General features: G+C 67.9%; 17 protein-coding genes. 7 read left to right on the top strand and 10 right to left on the bottom strand.

The window, feature by feature from the left end:
- Nucleotides 1-56: 56 nt before the first annotated feature.
- The 4 genes from J7E89_RS26595 (at nt 57) to J7E89_RS26610 (ending at nt 4614) form a co-directional block, all read left to right on the top strand.
- Nucleotides 57-1328: an aspartate kinase gene (locus J7E89_RS26595; RefSeq protein ID WP_214976971.1), complete on the top strand. Its 1272-nt coding sequence runs from the start codon at nt 57-59 to the stop codon at nt 1326-1328.
- A 7-nt stretch (nt 1329-1335) separates the two neighbouring features.
- Nucleotides 1336-2394 (top strand): aspartate-semialdehyde dehydrogenase, encoded by a 1059-nt coding sequence (locus tag J7E89_RS26600; RefSeq protein ID WP_308315612.1) that lies wholly within the window; start codon nt 1336-1338, stop codon nt 2392-2394.
- Between the two features lie 355 nt (nt 2395-2749).
- The gene (locus J7E89_RS26605; RefSeq protein ID WP_069933897.1) at nt 2750-3325 is read left to right on the top strand and encodes a SigE family RNA polymerase sigma factor; all 576 of its coding nucleotides are present in this window, start codon (nt 2750-2752) and stop codon (nt 3323-3325) included.
- Complete coding sequence (locus J7E89_RS26610) at nt 3322-4614, top strand: hypothetical protein (RefSeq protein ID WP_251061117.1); 1293 nt, start codon at nt 3322-3324, stop codon at nt 4612-4614. Before J7E89_RS26605 ends, J7E89_RS26610 begins: the two co-directional genes overlap by 4 nt.
- A 72-nt stretch (nt 4615-4686) precedes the next feature.
- Here the strand turns inward: J7E89_RS26610 and J7E89_RS26615 are convergent, their stop codons facing one another.
- Together J7E89_RS26615 and J7E89_RS26620 are read right to left on the bottom strand one after the other, a co-directional pair.
- Complete coding sequence (locus J7E89_RS26615; protein ID WP_214976974.1) at nt 4687-5499, bottom strand: SURF1 family protein; 813 nt, start codon at nt 5497-5499, stop codon at nt 4687-4689.
- A 98-nt stretch (nt 5500-5597) separates the two neighbouring features.
- Nucleotides 5598-7427, bottom strand: a complete 1830-nt coding sequence (locus J7E89_RS26620) for a prolyl oligopeptidase family serine peptidase (protein WP_251061118.1) — start codon at nt 7425-7427, stop codon at nt 5598-5600.
- Between the two features lie 69 nt (nt 7428-7496).
- Between J7E89_RS26620 and J7E89_RS26625 the strand changes: the two genes are divergently transcribed.
- On the top strand, nt 7497-7880 hold the full coding sequence (locus tag J7E89_RS26625; protein ID WP_214976975.1) for a nuclear transport factor 2 family protein: 384 nt from the start codon (nt 7497-7499) through the stop codon (nt 7878-7880).
- 92 nt (nt 7881-7972) lie between these two features.
- On the opposite strand, the gene J7E89_RS26630 is transcribed toward J7E89_RS26625, so the two are convergent.
- Nucleotides 7973-8488: an ATP-binding protein gene (locus J7E89_RS26630; RefSeq protein WP_214976976.1), complete on the bottom strand. Its 516-nt coding sequence runs from the start codon at nt 8486-8488 to the stop codon at nt 7973-7975.
- Between the two features lie 281 nt (nt 8489-8769).
- Here J7E89_RS26630 and J7E89_RS26635 point away from each other — a divergent pair, with 281 nt between their 5' ends.
- Both J7E89_RS26635 and J7E89_RS26640 read left to right on the top strand, forming a co-directional pair.
- On the top strand, nt 8770-9621 hold the full coding sequence (locus tag J7E89_RS26635; RefSeq protein ID WP_214976977.1) for a helix-turn-helix transcriptional regulator: 852 nt from the start codon (nt 8770-8772) through the stop codon (nt 9619-9621).
- An 11-nt stretch (nt 9622-9632) separates the two neighbouring features.
- Entirely contained in the window at nt 9633-9824 is a 192-nt protein-coding gene (locus J7E89_RS26640; RefSeq protein WP_214976978.1) for a hypothetical protein, read from the top strand.
- Nucleotides 9825-10195: 371 nt separating this feature from the next.
- Here J7E89_RS26640 and J7E89_RS26645 read toward each other — a convergent pair whose 3' ends face one another.
- The 7 genes from J7E89_RS26645 to J7E89_RS26675 form a co-directional block, all read right to left on the bottom strand.
- Entirely contained in the window at nt 10196-10999 is an 804-nt protein-coding gene (locus J7E89_RS26645) for an immunity 49 family protein (protein WP_251061119.1), read from the bottom strand.
- A 185-nt stretch (nt 11000-11184) separates the two neighbouring features.
- Nucleotides 11185-11637, bottom strand: coding sequence for a hypothetical protein (locus J7E89_RS26650; RefSeq protein ID WP_214976980.1), 453 nt, complete (start codon nt 11635-11637; stop codon nt 11185-11187).
- Between the two features lie 1018 nt (nt 11638-12655).
- Nucleotides 12656-13633 (bottom strand): hypothetical protein, encoded by a 978-nt coding sequence (locus tag J7E89_RS41115; protein WP_251061120.1) that lies wholly within the window; start codon nt 13631-13633, stop codon nt 12656-12658.
- 332 nt (nt 13634-13965) lie between these two features.
- Nucleotides 13966-14934: a hypothetical protein gene (locus tag J7E89_RS26660; protein ID WP_251061121.1), complete on the bottom strand. Its 969-nt coding sequence runs from the start codon at nt 14932-14934 to the stop codon at nt 13966-13968.
- A gap of 56 nt (nt 14935-14990) precedes the next feature.
- Nucleotides 14991-17510, bottom strand: coding sequence for a hypothetical protein (locus J7E89_RS26665; RefSeq protein ID WP_251061122.1), 2520 nt, complete (start codon nt 17508-17510; stop codon nt 14991-14993).
- Complete coding sequence (locus J7E89_RS26670; protein ID WP_214976982.1) at nt 17507-17944, bottom strand: DUF6507 family protein; 438 nt, start codon at nt 17942-17944, stop codon at nt 17507-17509. Before J7E89_RS26670 ends, J7E89_RS26665 begins: the two co-directional genes overlap by 4 nt.
- A gap of 167 nt (nt 17945-18111) precedes the next feature.
- A complete protein-coding gene (locus J7E89_RS26675; protein ID WP_214976983.1) occupies nt 18112-18423 on the bottom strand; it encodes a pore-forming ESAT-6 family protein in 312 nt (103 codons plus the stop codon).
- Nucleotides 18424-18445 lie beyond the last annotated feature (22 nt).

Raw genomic sequence — 18445 nt, forward strand, 5'->3', positions numbered from 1 at the left:
TCCCGGCCCGCTCGGTAAACTGAGCCGACCGCAGTAATGACTAACGAGGAGCGCACGTGGGCCTTGTCGTGCAGAAGTACGGAGGCTCCTCCGTTGCCGATGCCGAAGGCATCAAGCGGGTCGCCAAGCGAATCGTCGACGCCAAGAAGAACGGCCACCAGGTCGTTGTCGTGGTTTCGGCGATGGGCGACACGACGGACGAGTTGATCGATCTCGCCGAGCAGGTATCCCCGATCCCTGCCGGACGTGAATTCGACATGCTGCTGACAGCGGGTGAGCGGATTTCCATGGCCCTGCTGGCCATGGCGATCAAAAACCTGGGCCACGAGGCCCAGTCGTTCACGGGCAGCCAGGCAGGTGTCATCACCGACTCGGTCCACAACAAAGCGCGCATCATCGATGTCACGCCGGGCCGGATCCGCACCGCCCTCGACGAGGGCAACATCGCCATCGTCGCCGGGTTCCAGGGTGTGTCCCAGGACAAGAAGGACATCACCACCCTCGGCCGGGGCGGGTCGGACACGACCGCGGTCGCCCTCGCAGCGGCGCTGGACGCCGAGGTCTGTGAGATCTACACCGATGTGGACGGTGTCTTCACCGCCGACCCCCGGGTCGTGAAGAAGGCCCAGAAGATCGACTGGATCTCCTTCGAGGACATGCTGGAGCTCGCCGCCTCCGGCTCCAAGGTGCTGCTGCACCGCTGCGTGGAGTACGCACGCCGATACAACATCCCGATCCACGTCCGCTCGTCCTTCTCCGGACTGCGCGGCACCTGGGTCAGCAACGAGCCGCAAGGGGACCAGCAGGTGGAGCACGCCATCATCTCCGGAGTCGCCCACGACGTCTCCGAAGCCAAGGTCACCGTCGTCGGTGTGCCGGACAAGCCGGGCGAGGCCGCGGCGATCTTCCGGTCCATCGCGGACGCCGAGATCAACATCGACATGGTCGTGCAGAACGTCTCGGCCGCGTCGACCGGTCTGACCGACATCTCCTTCACCCTTCCCAAGACCGAGGGCCGCAAGGCCATCGACGCCCTGGAGAAGACGAAGAGCGCCATCGGTTTCGACTCGCTCCGTTACGACGACCAGATCGGCAAGATCTCCCTGGTCGGCGCCGGTATGAAGACGAACCCGGGCGTTACGGCGGGCTTCTTCGAGGCGCTGGCCGACGCGGGCGTGAACATCGAGCTGATCTCGACATCCGAGATCCGCATCTCGGTCGTGACCCGCGCCGACGATGTCAACGAGGCCGTGCGCGCCGTCCACTCGGCCTTCGGCCTGGACAGCGACTCCGACGAGGCAGTCGTCTACGGCGGCACCGGAAGGTGACCCGCCAGTGACGGGCAAGCCGACGCTCGCGGTCGTCGGAGCGACCGGGGCCGTCGGCGCCGTCATGCTCCAGATCCTGTCGCAGCACGCCGACGTCTGGGGCGAGATCCGACTCGTCGCCTCCCCGCGTTCGGCCGGCCGCAAGCTGGTCGTGCGCGGGGCGGAGACCGAGGTTCTGGCGCTGTCGGAGGAGGTCCTGGAGGGCGTCGACGTCGCCATGTTCGACGTACCCGACGACGTGGCCGCGCGCTGGGCGCCGATCGCCGCCGCCAAGGGCGCGGTGGTGGTGGACAACTCCGCGGCCTTCCGGATGGACCCGGACGTTCCGCTGGTCGTCCCCGAGGTCAATCCGCATGCCGTACGGGTCCGCCCGCGCGGCATCGTCGCGAGCCCCAACTGCACGACGCTCTCGATGATCGTGGCGGTGGGCGCGCTGCACGCCGAGTTCGGTCTCGCCGGGCTCGTCGTCTCCTCCTACCAGGCGGTCAGCGGTGAGGGCCGGTCCGGCGTCGACACGCTGCGCACGCAGCTCTCGCTCGTGGCCGGTACGGAGCTGGGTACGAACCCGGGCGACGTACGACGGGCGGTGGGCGACGACACCGGGCCTTTCGCGGCGCCGATCGCACTGAACGTGGTGCCGTGGGCCGGGTCGCTCGTGGACGACGGCTGGTCGTCGGAGGAGATGAAGGTCCGCGCCGAGTCGCGCAAGATCCTCGACCGGCCCGGTCTGCCGGTCTCGGTCACCTGCGTACGGGTGCCAGTGCTCACGACCCACTCGCTGGCCGTGCACGCGCGGTTCGAGGACGAGGTGTCGGTCGAGCGGGCGCACGAGATCCTGGCGACCGCGCCGGGTGTGGTGCTGTTCGACAACCCGGCGGCGGGGGAGTTCCCGACGCCGGCCGATGTGGTGGGTACGGACCCGACGTGGGTCGGGCGCGTGCGGCGGTCGCTGGACGACCCGACGGCGCTCGAACTCTTCGTCTGCGGCGACAACCTCCGCAAGGGCGCCGCGCTGAACACCGCGCAGATCGCCGAGCTGGTGGCCGCCGAAATCGGGGCGGTGTAAAGCGGAACCCCGCATAGAATCTGTGAACGCCCTGTGAGCAAGTGGAAGACTGGACTACTTGAACTGGGGCGTTAGGCTGTTCGATTATTCGCTCCCCGCCTTACTGCAACCGGCAGTTGGGAGGGGAGCGTCTTTGCGGTCGCCCCGGCAAAGTGCCACGGCAAATGGGCCATTCAGGAGGGCAGGTACGCATGCGGGCGTTTGCGACACCGTCAAACGCGGTGCCTCGCGCGTACAACCCTGTCGGGGGGAAGCGTGTCCAACAGGCGTGGCAACAGAGGTTCTCGACATCACAGCGGTCCCGGCTCGTGGCGCGGCAGTGCGCCCGCTGCGCCGGCCCCGCACGCCCGGCGGCATGCCGGTGATCGCCCCCATGCCGACGGCTCGTACTGCCCGCATACCGTCCCCGCGCGAGGGCACTGAAGACGCCATGACCGCGGGCACCACAGTCGATCACCTGACCGAGACCTACAGAGCCCATTACCGCTCACTGCTCGGGCTCGCGGCCCTGCTCCTCGACGACACGGCCTCCTGCGAGGACGTCGTCCAGGAGGCGTTCATACGCGTGCACTCCGCCCGCAACCGCGTGCGCGACCCGCAGAAGACCCTGGCCTACCTGCGCCAGACCGTCGTCAACCTCTCCCGCTCGGCGCTCCGGCGCCGCATTCTCGGGCTGAAGCTGCTTTCGAAGCCCATGCCGGACATGGCGAGTGCGGAGGAGGGGGCGTACGACCAGCTGGAGCGCGACGCGCTGATCAAGGCGATGCGCGGGCTCCAGCGGCGTCAGCGTGAGGTGCTGGTCCTGCGGTACTTCGCGGACATGACGGAGGCGCAGTGCGCCGAGACACTGGGCATATCCCTCGGCTCGGTGAAGGCGTACGGCTCACGCGGTATCGCGGCGCTTCGCGTCGCCATGGAGGCATCGGCATGAGCAGCAAGCAAGAGCGGCACGGGCCGGACGGGCCGTTGAACGACCTGACTGGAAAAGCGATTGTGAACGACGGGCCGAACGACGAGCGCGACGAGCTTGGCAAGGGCGACGCCCCGGGCACGGAGCCGACCACCGAGGCGGGCATCGAGCCGACCGCCGAGGCGGGCACCGAATCGCGAATCGAGCCGGCCGCCGAGCCGATCATCGACTTGGGCATCGACGACGACGGGTTCGGCTCCGACGAGCTGGCCCTGCGCCGGATGCTGCGCGGCGCCGTAGAGGAACTGGAGCCCTCGCAGGACGCCCTGGACCACCTGCGCAAGGCGGTCCCCGCCCGGCGCGCGAGGCGGCGCCACACCATCGTCGGTATGGCAGCCGCCGCGCTCTTCGTGAGTACGGCCGTCCCCGCCTTCGTCCACGTGGCGAACTCCGGCGACGCGGCCGAAGACCGCCCTTCGATGGCGGGCCACGGGCAGGAGGCGCACGGTGGCACCGGCTGGGAGAAGGGCGTCAAGGACGGCAAGAAGGACGCGGACAAGCCCTCCGGCAAATCGACCTCCAAGAGCGACAAGAAAAAGCCGAAGGACGAGAAGAAGGGCCCAGGAAAGGGTCCTTCGGGCACCGGTACGAACGGTGGTACCGGCGGCGGCGACTCCGACACATCGGACAGCGTGCCCGCGTCCGCTCCCATGTGCGCCGCGAGCCAGCTCTCGGCCGTCTCGGCGGGTACGCAAGGGCCCGACGCCGAGGGCAAGGTGTACGGGACGTTCCGGGTCTCCAACGTCTCCGAAATGGCGTGCGTGGTCGCCGGCGCCGGCACGGTGACTCTCCAGGCGATGGGCGCGGCCGACCCCGCCCGCATCAACGTCGTCGATCACACTTCGGGTGACGCGGCGGCCGGTCTGCCGGACCCGTCCATGGAGACGACCGGTCTGCTGCTGGAGCCGGACATGGCGTATCAGGTGGAGTTCGCCTGGGTGCCTACGGAGACCTGCCCCACGACCGGCGGCCCGTCCCCCGACCCCACGCCCACGGAAGGCACCACGGGTAGTACGACGGACGGCGGCACGGGAACCGCTGCGGGCGGCGCCGACAGTGGCGCCGGCGGCGGCGACGGCGAGCGGGAACCACAGCCCGAGACCGAGCCGCAGCTCGGCACGGAGGACGGCGGTACGGCGGACGGCAGCGTCTCGGTGAGCCTCACACCGGAGGCGGGCGCGCTGTCCGCGGCGACGGTGGTTCCCAACGCGTGCGCGGGGACGATCTACCGCACGGGCGTGCTGGCGTAGCTGTAGCGACGGAGGGGCAAGGAAGCGGGGCGGGCGCAGCCGGAGACGGCGCCCGCCCCGTTGCCACAATCGTCAGCCGCGAGCGCCACCAGACCCGGCGCCGACACCCACAACTCCGTCGCCTACTTCTCCCTCTTCCTCGGGCAGAATCCCGAGAGCGAGATCCCGGGCGGCCTCCGCCTCGCGGCGCAGGAGCCGGAACCACATGAAGAGCACGAAGCCGGCGAAGACGAACCACTCGCCGGTGTAGCCGAGGTTCTGGAAGGCCTTGAGGTCGAGGCCGCTGCCCTGCGGCGCGACAGCGGGAACAGGCACCATGCCCGAATCGCTCTCGCCGAGGGTGACCCAGGCGTCGTACACGTCGTACGGAACGAGATTGACGAGCGAGGCGGCGCTGATCATCCCCAGCTGCCCCTGCGGCAGCCCGCCGCCCGCATGCACACCGTCGGTGCCCGCGTTCTCGGACGCCTGGAGCGCCCCGGTGACGGTGACTTCGCCGGAGGGCGCGGCGGGGACCTTGGCCCCGGCGGGCAGCCAGCCGCGGACGACGGGCAGTGCCTTGCCGCCGTCCGTACGCAGCAGGGTCAGCACGTACGAGCCGCGCTTGCCGTCGATCTCCCGCTCGGGCACGACGAACTGCTCGGCGTACCGTCCGGTCGCGGTGGCGGGCCGCCCGGAGGTCTCTGTGTCGACGGGAAGGAGCTCGTCGAGCGGTACGGCGGCCTGCTTGGCCGGGTCGGGCTTCTCCTCGGCGGCCTGGTGGGTCTCGACACGGTCTTCGAACCGCCCGAGCTGCCAGGACCCCATGAAGACGCAGAAGGGAATGGCCAGCACGACGAAGAGGTGGATCCCCCACCAGCGGGGCGTCAGCAGGAACCGGTACACCCCACCAAGGTACGGGCCCACCCGACCCCGGTCACAGTCCGGGTCCGCCACTTCCCGCTGACCGAGCCTGACCGGGCCTGACCGGACCCGGTCAACCTTCACTCCACGCCGAGCCGGCCCACATACCGCGCCGCGAAGTCGATCTCCAGCCGGACCTGCTTGATCCGCTCCTCCACCACCAGCGACCCGTGCCCCGCGTCGTACCGGTACACCTCGTACGCCGCCCCTCTGGCCGCCAGCCGGTCCACATAGTTCTCGACCTGGCGGATCGGGCAACGCGGGTCGTTGACCCCCGCCGAGATGTAGACCGGGGCCCGCACCGCGTCGACGTACGTCAGCGGCGAGGACGCCTCGAAGCGCTCCGGCACCTCCTCCGGCGTGCCGCCGAGCAACGTGCGGTCCATCGCCTTCAGCGCCTCCATCTCGTCGTGGTACGCCGTCACGTAGTCGGCGACCGGCACCGCCGCCAGCCCCACCGCCCACGCCTCCGGCTGCCTACCGAGCCCGAGCAGCGTCAGGTACCCGCCCCACGAACCACCGGCCAGCACCAGCTTCGCCGGATCCGCGAGTCCGGACGAGACCGCCCACTCACGGACCGCCGCGATGTCCTCCAGCTCGATCAGCCCGATGCGGTGCTTGAGCGCGTCCGTCCACTCACGCCCGTACCCCGTGGACCCCCGGTAGTTGACCCGTACAACGGCATAACCGTGATCCACCCACGCCGCCGGCCCGGCAGCGAACGCGTCGCTGTCGTGCCAGGTCGGCCCGCCGTGAATCTCGAAGACCGTGGGGAACGGCCCCTCACCCCGCGCAGGCCTCTGCACGAGCGCGTGGATCCGCCCACCGGGCCCCTCAACCCACGCGTCCTCCACCGGCACGGACCCCGGCGCCTTCATCCCCGGCGGATCGAGCACAACACGCCCCGAAGTCGACCGCACCACCGGCGGCTCAGCCGCCGAGGACCACAGAAACTCCACAGCCCCATCAGGCCGGGCCGTCGCACCCGACACCGACCCGGCCGGCGTCTGAACCTCCACCAGCTGCCGCGTGGCGAAGTCGTACCGCCACAGCTCGCTGCGCGCCTCGAAGCTGTGCACGACGAGCAGCGCGGACCCGTCCCGGTACCACTCGGCCGATACGTCGCCCGGCAGCTCGATCCCGAGCTCCGTTTCCGCGCCCGACACCACGTCCCACACCATCGGCTCCCAGCGCCCGCGCCGCTGGTGCCGCACGAGCAGCCGGGCGTCCCCGTGGACCGGCGCGAAACCGAGCACCTCCAGCCCCAGCTCGACCTCCCCGCCGTCGGTGTCGTCCAGCTCGCCCACCGCACTGCCGTCCAGCCGCAGCACCCGCAGCGCGGAGTGCATCGCGTCGCCGTGCTCGGTGTGCTCGATCGCGATCAGCGTCCCGTCGTACGACAGATCCCCCACACCCGCCGACTCCCGGTGCCGGTAGATCTCGACGGGCTCGGAGCCCGGCCGTACGACATGCACCGTGGACCCGTCCTCGTCGGTCGAGCGCCCCACGACCGCCGTCCCGTCCCGCCCGAGCGCGAGCCCGGCGGGGTACGACGCCTCAAGCCCCGGAGCCGCAGGCTCGTCCGCTCCACCTCCGAACGGCTGCCGCATCCAGAAGCCGAACTCGTCCCCGTCCGTATCGCTGAACCACCAGATCGACTCCCCGTCGGGCGTCAGCACCCCGTCGGTGGTCCCGTTCGGCCGGTCGGTGGCCTGCCGCTGGGCTCCGCTCGCGCGATCCCAGGCGTACAGCTCGTACGTCCCGGTCGCATTGGAGACGAACAACGCGCGGTCCGGCGCGTCCTCGGCCCAGTCGGGCAGCGAGACGCGCGGCGCCCGGAATCGCTTCTCCCAGTCGGGCATGGGCATGGGCATGTCCTGTGCGGCGGACTTGGTGTCGTTCTCAGTCATCCCCCCATTCTGCGCCGCCCCACTGACAGAGCTCCCGGGATTGTCAGTGCCGGGGTGGAAACTCGCCGTATGACCGAGCTGCGCAAGACAGTTGAGACGTACTGGTCCGCCGCGCAGGCGCGCGACTGGGCCGCATTCGCGGACACACTCAGCATCGACGTCCTCTACGACCTCCCCCAGACCCGCGAGCGCATCCGCGGCAGGGAGAACTTCCTCACCTTCAACCGGGACTACCCGGCCGACTGGCGCCTCCTGCGGATCAACCGCGTCGTCGCCGACCCCGAGAGCGCCCAGGTGGTCACGTGGGTGCATGTCGCCGTCGGCCTGGAGGAGATGTACGCGATCACCTACTTCACCGGCGACGCGGACGGCCGCATCACGACGATCACCGACTTCTGGCCCGAACCGTACGAACCCCCGACCGGCCGCGAGCACCTGGCGGAGCGCTACTGAACGCGCCCGCCCGCCACGCCGAACACTGCCTTCCAGGGTTGTCCCGTAGACATGCCGCGCCGCAGGGGCGCCTGCGGCGCGGGAGGGCGGGTTCACCAACGCGATACAGGGGCGCCGATTCCCTTGCGCGGGAGGATCACCCAGGACTTGGTGCCCCGGTGCGGCGGATGTGCCTCGGCTGAGCCCCACACGCCGCCGCAGTCCTCGACGAGCGCTGCGAGCAGCCACAGTGAACGCGTGCGGCGCTCCTCGCAGAGAGTGATCGCGGCTGGGTCCTTGTGCCGGGGGTGCTGGTCCCACAGGACGATCCGCAGCGCGGCATCGCGGTACCGGAGGGAAAGATAGAGATCCTCCCCCGGCGACAGCCTCGTTGCCGTACCGATCAGTTCACTGGCCGCGAGCGTGGCAATGTCGGTGTACGGGTCCAGGTCGTGCGCGTGGAGGGCGGACCGTACGGCGGTACGGGCGATGGCCGCGCAGTGAGGTTCGCCCGGGATGGTCAGGCTGTACGCGAGGGTCGAGGGCCGGGGCGGGCGCGGCTCACGGTGAAGCGCGGCAGCGGTGGATGGAGCGACGGGACAGAGCGCGGTGCGGAGGCTCGACGGCATTACGGACTCCCTTGTCCGGGTAGCGAGTTGAGTCGTTCGGCTCCGATCTCGGATGAGCAGTGGCCTGTCTCCCTGGCGCGGTACCGCCTCTCCCAGGGAAGGAGAGTGCGGGCAGGACCGCGCGATGCACTTCCAACTCATCTCCGTGAGCGGGGCATTACCCAAAGTAGAGGCTAAGGTGGCTCGTGTGCCACCTAGTCACGATTATTGCCCCCGATTGGATGGACCGGCAGCTCGTCCAGGAGGCAGACTGACCCGCACCAGGCGGGAGGAAGAAGCGCATGCCCACCAGAGCAACACCCACCGAGCGCCAGAAGCGACTGGGCGCCGAGCTGCGCAAGATGCGTACAGCCGCAGAGCTCACTACCGAGTACGCCGCCGGGCTGCTCGGGCTCGACCGTACGAAGGTCTCCAACATGGAGTCCGGCATCCGGGCCGCATCACCCGAACGCGTACGCATACTGGCCAGCAACTACGAATGCTCGGATGAGGACTACATCGCGGCCCTGGCCGACATGGCGGCCAATCGTCAGCGCGGCTGGTGGGAGCAGTACCGGGGAACACTCCCCCAAGGCCTTTTGGACGTAGCCGAGTTGGAGTGGCACGCAACTCGTCTGCGTACCCTCCAGACCGTTCACCTCCCGGGCCTGCTGCACCTGAGCGGTTACGCCCGCGCAGTCTTTAGCTCGGCGATCCCTCCACTGCCGAAGTCGGAGGTCGAGCTCCGAGTGGCTCACCGCATGCAGCGTCAACAGGTGCTGGAGCGCGACAATCCCGTCGACTACGTTGCGTACATCCACGAGGCCGCGCTCCGAATGCAGTTCGGCGGCCGACGCGCCACGCGAGAGCAGCTTGATCACCTGTGCGTGATGTCAGACCGCGACAACATCGAGCTGCGAGTCCTCCCGGTCGAAGCCGGCGAGTTCCCCGGCGCGGGGCACGCCATCCTCTACGCCGAAGGCCCCGTCCTACAGCTGGACACCGTGCAACTCGACTCAGCACACGGCCCCGAGTTCACACACGCCGAGGCGCAACTAGGCAAATATCGAGGCCACTTGGATTGGATGAACACGCATACGCTCGCCCCGCAGCGGTCCCGTGATTTCATCCACAGCATCGCTCGCGAACTATGAGGAAGGCCGACATGACAGAGATCCACTGGGAAGATGCGTTCTGCGCGGAAGGCAACAACTGCTTCCGCATAGGAACCGACAGCGAAGGCAACGCCTACATCGCCGTCCTCGGCGAGGAGGACCGTTACCTCACCGACAGCCAGGACGCCCTGCGGAATCTGATCCGGGACATCAAGGCCGGCAAGGCCGACCACCTGCTCTGACCCGGCCGCGCGCCGCTGGTCCCGGACGTTGGTGGAGCCGACCGCCACCAGCCAGTCGTTATCCCGGCCGCATCCACCTTCGCCCGGGCGGCGCGAAGTTACGGGGCCCCAGCAGTGATGGGCGCATCTCGTGCGCGATTCGTGTCTCAATCGAGCCTTCGGTGACGGAGGCGGCGGCAAAGACGCGGTCCCCACCTGCATGGCGGAGTCGAGTCGGTGGCATCCACGTGGCGAAGCGATTGCCGGTCAGGTTGACGGCCTGGTTCACCGGCACCTGCAGGAGTGCCTCGTTCAGTGCCACGCCGACGTTCGAGGGCGAGGAAGGACGTGCCGCTCCACCATCACCGTCACACCGTCCTCCCGCTACTGGTCTACGTCGGGAACTCGCCCGCCCAGGAACGCTCCAGGAGAGCGATGGGGAGGTACTCGGACTCCGTCTCGATGGGGAAGCCTGCGTCGTACGCAAGGCATGCGATGGCGAGGGGTGCGAGGGCGACAAGGCCCGTGGACTGGAGGGCCCGGTCCACGGTGCTCCAGTACTCCTTGTGCCACTGCAGGGCTTCGACCAAGGCCCTGTTGAAGCCCGCTTGGTCCTGACGGACCAAGCGGTGGAACAGCTCGATCGGAGGGTAAAGAATCTTCGCTACCCCCTCCGGATCGCCGATGGTGGCGACCTCGGGGTCGGTGCTGTCGACGGCGGCCACCAGCTTGGCGGCCAGGTCCGCACCGCCGAGCCAGTAGGTCTGGAGCGTCTCCACCCAGGCGTACTCGAACTCGTCATAGCGCGAACCGGATTCCCGGAGCAGGGACACCGGCACCTGGCACAAGGCCGTCAGCCGGTCCTTCTCCCGGCAGACCACCGCGAGGTAGAAGGCCGTGAGCCATGCGCCCGCATCCGTGTAAGGCTGCGGGCCGATGGTCCGAAGCGTTCGGTCCTTCTCCGCGATACGGCAATGCACATACTCCCCTGCGGTGTTCGCGGTGGCGAACACTGCGGAGCCGACCTGCATGGCGTTGATCCAGGCCTGCCACGTGGGAAGTAGAGCCGCCTCGGTGTCCAGCAGGCAGTGCGACTTCGCGAGCGTCAGCGTCAGCGTCAGGGCATCACCCAGATCGGTGGAGTCGGCGTCAAGTCCCTCGATCAGCCGCTCCGCGCTTTCGTGGAGTACTGCCAAGCCCGCCGCTGCATTTCCCGTGGGAAACGGGTGGCGGAAGACGGTCGCGACCAACGCACTCTCCCTTTAGAAGATTTTGATTACTTGAGCTCGGCTCCAGTATGGCGAAAAGGCTGTCGGGCATGCTCGACAGCCTCGCCAGAGCCGCCCGCGCCGGACTCGACCTCAGTCGGCATCTCGCCCCACTATCGGGAGGCGTTGGCCACGATCACCCCGATGAGCTTGGCGGCCGCAATCTCGTCGAGCTCGACCAAGCCTGCGTCCTTCGCCTCTTCTTCGGAGCCGGGGATCCGATCCGTCGGCTCCCAGCGCAGGTCCCGGCTGAACAACTCGTCACACTGCTCGTCTCGCAGTTCGCGGCGCCTCAGGAGCGGTCCCTGACCATCGGACGCGGTGTAGTACGAGATGCGCCCCTCGCCGTCGACGGCATCGAGGACGGTGTCGCTGAGCGTGATGAGGGGCGGGGTGCCGAGGTGGCCTCGCAGGGTTCCGGGCCGGAACAGAGCGCCTGTCAGATCGAGGAAACCGGCGTTGTCACGGAAGAACTCCCCACCCCGCTCGTAGAAGAGGACCAGCGGCTCGTAGAGATCAGGGAGGTCGGGAACCGCGGCCGGATTCTGCGCCCGGAGTTCCTCCATGCGCACCGCACCCGCGCAGGTACGCCTGACGGCCCCGCTGGGCACATGGCTCAGGTATTCCTCAACCTCTGCGGAGAATTCTGGGGGAAGCTGAAATTCCGGGTCCACATACTGGGTGACATCAAAGAAAGGCCACTCGCTCTCGACTGAGTAAGCCTGGACCCACACGGCCGCCCGCCGCATATATTCACGCATAAGAATTCGGCGTGACATGACATGCCCGAACGCGTAGTCCCAGTCACCCATCCATTCCACCGTGCGAAGACGATTCAGCATGGGGGATGACGCCCGGTTGGTCACTTCAACTCCATTCCCTTCGATCGCAGCTCCTGGAAGAGGGTTGCTGTCACCTCGTCGATGCCTGAGAGATTGGAACGCATCCAGGCTGGCCAGTTAGGTTGCGGCTACGCGTCGGCCGTGCGGGAGTTCCGAAGCGGTACAGGTCGAGGACACGAGGGCCAGAGAGAGTTTGCGGGCGGCCTCGCGGACCAGGTTGGTCTCATGCCTGGGCCCCCGAAGACCAGCGCGACGGGTGTGCTGATCATCAAGGCCGCCCTCCTGGCGTGGAGTCGGCGCGCTTACGGTGAGCCTCCTCGGAGGGCTACTCAGTGATGCTCTTGAGGGTTCGGCTACTTCCCCGGTGAAGGGCTCTCCGCGATAGAGCACTCGCTGAGCATTGTCCATGTCGATGTCCGGACCATCGACGTCGATTCGCATTACAGAAGTCATCAGGGGACTGTCAGGTCTCAGGTCAGCCACCTCCGCAGGCGCGGCATCGAGAGCAGAACCGACGCTCTCTCCCTCCTCCATTGCCACATCTCGCCGTTCAAGCAGCGGCTCTTCAACGGCATCGCGGTTGTGAGTGCGATTGAACCTTTGCCTTCGCCGGCCACAAGAACGAACCGACTCAAGGTGCCGCGCACATTTCGCAGAAGGGCCAGTGGCCTCACCGCGCTGTCCGTCTTGGTGTCGCGCACGGTGAGGTCCCAGAACCATTCGCCTACCGGCTCAGAAGTGATCAGTCTTCGCTCGCAAGTTCACGAAGAGAGGCCAGGTCCATGCTGCCGGGCCTGTCGGCCCCCGTGGAACCGGCCAATTCAGTGAGGGCCCTGGACGGGGACAGGCCACGTGAGTATGCAGAGTGCAGGCGGTCCAGCCAGAGGAGTCCGGTTTTGTAACCCTCCTCGAGGGCGTCATCCCGGGGTTCGAAGCTCGCGGCCTCCTCGGCGTCGGAGGCCCATAGGTAGCCGAGCACCCCATGCGCGCTCGACACAGGAACGTACTGCACTTCGCCGTTCGCGGAGCGCTTGTATCCGGGCTCGAAGGCGGGCGCATGATAGAAAATGCGGTTTCGGTAGGGGATTTCGAAGCTGGACCATACATCGGAGGCGCGGCCGTCGCTCTCGAAGAAATTCTCGACGCCAGACTCGGTCGGCTTGCCGAAGTACGTCGGATCTTCCGGGTCCGTCTCTGAACCGAGTGCCTCCGCGAGGCCCTGAAGGGCTGCGGACAGCCGCGGCGCGTTCGCTTCGTACACGGTCGGCTGAGCGTTGCCCTTGAGGTCGTAGCGCATCCACCCATCCGAAAACGTCACCAGTTCGATGGCGACGAAGTCGTCGAACGCGGAGGCTCCCAAGCGGAACATCCCCTCTTCCAGAACCTCAGCGGCTCCACCGGCACGCATGCCTGAGCAGTAGACATACGCATCCACGGATCCGATGTCACCAGGGGCTGCCCCAACGTCGCGGGCAAGCAGTTCGGCAGATTCGGCCGAGTCCCGCCCCGTAGACACCGTGAGGTCACCCTCGAACAAAAGGCTGTTCGGATTTCCCGACTCCCGGACGGTCAGATGTACCTTCGGGCCACCGATCGCGAGCCGGTGGGTGGCCAGGATGGAGTGGGCGGCCAGGACGTCACGTAGGCCGCTGAGGAGGGCATCAGCCGTTTCGCTGTCGCCTTCCCAGGTCCACCCGGCAACAGGTGTACTGGCGATCACGGCATTTACCTCCCGGCCTGAACTAACCGCCGCGCGGTACGAAAATGATTCCGTCCGGTGTGGCGGATGACTCGGGGAGCAGCAGGCGAACGAACCCTCCTCCGGCCGTGCTCGCGGCACCCCGTGATCAGCCGGAACCCGGTGATCCAGTTTTCCGGCTTGGCATGGAGCCGCCGCCCCGTCACCGACGGCTTCGCATCTCGTCCGCGATGCGGCACCCGACGCTTTTGGGTCGAGCACTGGCTCGCGAGCGGGGGTGGTGCGTGCGAAATGCATGCCGGAGGGCAGAGAGCGCCACTAGCGTCCTTCCCCGAGGTCTTCGGCTCCCCCGGTCACGACTGGGCCAGTTCCCGGAGCTTCCAGAACTCGTCCACCTCGATCGGCTCAGCTGAACCTGCATGGCCGGACACGCGGTCACCTGCATGCTCCATCAGCTCCGCCAGCGCGGCGGTGGGGAGCAGACCTCGGCCGTACGCCTCCTGCAACCGGCCCAGCCAGACCAGGCCCGCCTGGTAGGCGTCAAGATCCGCCGCGTCGCGTGCCTCAAAGCTCGCCGCGCCGTCGGTGTCCGAGGCCCACAGGTACCCCAAGACCTCCCGTTCACCTCGCACAGGCACGTACCGCACAGGGCCAGACGTTTGCCGCCCGTACCCGTCCGTGAACTTCGGGGTCTGGCTGAAGATTCCGTTTCGGTAAGGGATCTCAAAGCGTCCCCACACGTCGGACGGAGTGCCGTCATCGTCCTCGTAGTGGTTCTCGGCCCCCGATTCCGTCGGAATGCCGAACCAGGTCGCGTCCTCGGGGTCGATGTCCACATCAAGCGACTCGGAAAGCTCGGCCAGAGCCGAAGACAGGCGGGGCCGGTTCGCGGCGAACACAGCCTCCTGCCCACGTCCCCGCAGGTCGAACGGCATCCAAGCATCGGAGAACGTCGTAAGCCCCACCTGGAAGAAGCTCTCGGACACCTCGACGGTGAGCGCGAAAATCCCTTCCACCGACTCCGCGCCGGTCTGAGTCTCGGTCTCCACGATGCCGTCGCACGACGCGAACAGTTCCACACCGCCGATCTCGCCGGCGGCAAGACTTCCCTTGATCCGTGCCACCAGGGCTTCGGCGGCTCCCGATCCCTCCGCGGCCTCCAGAGCCAGCGCACCGACGGGGAAGTCTGCCCGGAGGAGGAAGTTCCGGCGGCCCGGCTCGGGGATCACTACGACCACGCGGCCGCCGTGCGGGGTTCCTAGGCGGTACCGGTCGAGGACCCCGAGCGCCAGAGCGAACCTGCGGACGGCCTCGCGGACCAAGTCGGTCTCATGCCCAGGCTCTCCCCAAGACCATCGCGCGACGGGTGTGCTGGCAATCAAGACCGTCCTCCTGGCATGAAGCTGGCGCCGGGCGGATACATGAGCGTTCCGTCCTCGACGCGGAGTACAACAATCACACCTTGCTCAGTGTGAATCCTGGCGAGGTCCTTCTGGATACCCGAAGTCAGCAAGTCCGACACGCTTCCCTTGGTGTCGACAACGAAGATCTTGACGTCGGCACCTGAGTCCGCGAGCTGCCCGATGTTCTGCCACATCTTGCTGGTGACCTTCTTAGGGTTCGCGACCTCCTTGAACTGGTACCCGTAGACGTTCCCGTCGGCGTCGCGTGCCATCACGTCCATGTCGGTCTTCGGTCCAGTGGTCACCCCGGGCTTGATGTCTATGTCCTTCTTGATCTCGAAGCTGATGTCCGTGACACCGCTCTTCTGTAGCCGGTCGGCCAGCCGGAGCTGCTCGACGCCGCCCGACATCGCGTTCTTCTGGCTGAAGCTGGAGACCACCTGGTCGAAGTTGGTCATGCCCTTGAACTGGCCGGACGCGATCAAATCGGCCACTTCCTGGCCTGCGGGGTGGTCAGCCAGGTTGGCGAGCGCCTTGTCCAGGTCGCCCGGCTTCACCTTCGAGCGACGCATATTTTCCCGGATCTGCTGCTCTGTCTCGCCTCCGCGCTCGAAGGGCCGGGGCTGTTCGGAGGACAGCGGGTCGGCGCCGTGGCCACCCGTCGGCGGCTGACCGCCATCTCGGCCCGAGCTGCCGTGACCACCACCACCCGGAGTGTGGTCTCCCCCCGCCGGGGTGGTATCCGTGATGTGGCCGCCACCGCCCGTGGGGGTGGGGTCGGTGTGGCTGTTGTGGAGGCCGTTGTCGGCGGTGCCGCCGATTGGGTCCGTGTGGCTGGCCGGGGACGGGGGCTCCCCGTGTCCGCTGCCTCGGGGGGTGTTGTCCGCACTGTTGTGGGGCGTGTTGTCGGCCGTGCCGCCCGGGGTGGTGTCCGGGCGGGATCCGGGCAGGTTGTCGGCGGCGCGTGCCGGGTCGGAGATGTCGCTGCCGACGCGGGTGACGTCGTCGCCGCCGCGGGCGCCGACGCCCACCGGTTCGCGGATCTCAACCTTGGCCGGGGTGTCCGTCCTGGGGCTGTCCACGACGTCGGTCTTGGCGTCCTCGGCGCGCTGGGTGATGTCGCCTGCGGCGTTGTAGACGTTGCCCGCCGGGTCCAGGTACTGCGGCGTGCCGTCGACCGACAGCCTGACCGTGCCTGGAGGCAGCGTCACCGTTCCCTCGGGGAGTTCGGTGTTGCCGTCGGGGAGTCTGGTCGCTCCGTCGGGGGTCGCGGTGCCCTTGGGTAGCTGAATCGTTCCGTCGGGCAGCATGAGGGAGCCCTCCGGCAGGCTGAACGCGCCCTCGTTGATCTTCGGGATCTCGATGTTGCCCATGCCCTTGAGGCCGGCCATCACATCGCCGATCTTCATCAGGCCGACGCCGGCACCCTTGAAGACGTACGTCATCGGGTCAACGGCCCGGCCGGCCTTGCCCGCCAATGAAATCGCCTTGGCGGCCGCGCCCGCCTTGCCCGCGCCCGATACCGCTCCGCCCGCGCCGCCGGTGCAGATCGTGGTCACCACGTTGAAGGTGGCCGCGCCCGCCGCCCGGCCGGGTTTCTCGCCCCACTGGTCCCAGGCCACCAGCGCCTTGCCTGTCTCCTTCATCGCCGTACGCGACTCCCGCAGCCAGGGGTGGAGTTTGTCGTCGGGCATCGCCAGGTAGATGCTGGCCAGGGGCGTAGTGAGCAGCACCACTCCGTAGACGAGTTTGGCCAGGCCGGTCCACGCCTGCTTGGCGGCGTCCCAGCCGTCGACGCCGACCAGCGTGCCCAGGCCCGCGAGGGTGCCCCCGAGGCCGTCGACGACGAAGCCCGTGGCGAAGTCCCAGGCGTGCTCCAACACCTGATACCAGCGCGTCGACTCCTGAACCGCGTCGCCCCAGGGCAGGCTCTCGGCCTGCTTGAGGGCTTCGGCGTCGTAGCCGTACATGCCCTTCTTGTTGGAGCCGTCGTCCGCCTTCAGCGCATCGCCACCGACCAGGGCAACGATTTTGGCGTGACAGGCGCGCTCCGCCTCCTGGAAGGCGGCCCACACCTCGGCGATCTCATTGCGGCGGCTGAGGTTCTCGTCGACCAGATCGCCGTCTTCGTTCCACTTGTCGTCGCCGTCGACCTTGGCGCGGAAATCGGCGGCATCCTGCCTGAGCTGGTTCAGCCTGGCCACCAGCGGGCGGATGTTACTCGCGTACGTGCCCAGCGCGCCCGCGATGACGCTCACTTCGGAGCTCACCGCGGTGGCTGTCTGTACGACCGGCCGAGTGGTGGCGAACAACTGCTCCGCCTCGGGAGCCTTGTAGAACGCGCGCAGCCCGCCGAACGCACTGTGGACGTCACCGGCGGCGGTCGCGATCTTCGTGCCGTCGCCGGACAGCGCCTTCACTTTCGCGTCGAGCACGGCCACATCGCCGGTGAAGACCGGCACCCCACCGGGATTGACCGGATCGTTGCTGCTCACTTGCTTCCCCCGGCGTCCTTGAGAAGGTCCAGACGTACGGATCGCGCCGCGTTCTGGGCCTGCGCGGCCGCCTCCAGGTCGCCTTCGATGTACTCATTGGTGGCTTTCGCCGCGCCCAGGACAGCTGCTTGGATGCGCTCGGCCATCGCTCCGAAGTCCCTCTGGCGTCTGTTCAAGTACTCACTTAGCGCCGCGGCGACCGGTCCTGTCGCCTTCTGCGGCGCCTGGTACGGCGAGGGCTGCCTCGGTGCCACCGGCCCCAGCGGCACCCCGGACCCGGGCTGCGAGCCGGGCACGGCCGTGCCCGCCGCCTGGGCAGCTTCCGACATGTCCGTGACCAGTTTTGTCAGGGCCTTCTCCAGGTCCCCGGCGTGCGTGCCAGTGACCTTCAACTGGCCTTGCACACCCTGCGGCTGAATGTCCCACGACGCCATGAACGCCCCCCTGCGTACTCGTCTTTTCCACCGCGGCCACCGCAACCAGAGCCCCCGCGGCCCGCGACGAACCCTCATACCGGCCGGGACCAGTCGATCCACCGGCCCCGCCGACCCCGTCGGCCTGCCCCAGGAGGATCGTTTCTCCCGGGAAGCCCAGAGGCGGTTCAGCCGATGTTGTCGACCGCTGCCTTCGCCCGCGCGATCGTCTGCTGAGCCGTCACATCGTTCTTCTCCAGCGTCGTCTTCAACAGCTGGATGATGTTGCGGACCTCCTGCGACGTACGGTCCCAGCGCAGCTCCTTGCCGTGGTACTCATCCGCCACGCCATCGGCCGCGAAGTCCGCCATCGCCGCCTTCACCTGCGCGTCACGCGCCGAGATCACCTGCTCCAGACGCCCGATCACCGCTTGGATATTGCCCTGCGCCTCCGTCGACGCACCCGTGTCGTACGAACGACGGTCAGTTCCAGCAGCCACCAAAATCACTCCCCGTAAGGTC

Origin of the sequence: Streptomyces sp. ISL-100, from assembly GCF_018614615.1 — a bacterium.
Classification (GTDB): Bacteria; Actinomycetota; Actinomycetes; order Streptomycetales; family Streptomycetaceae; genus Streptomyces.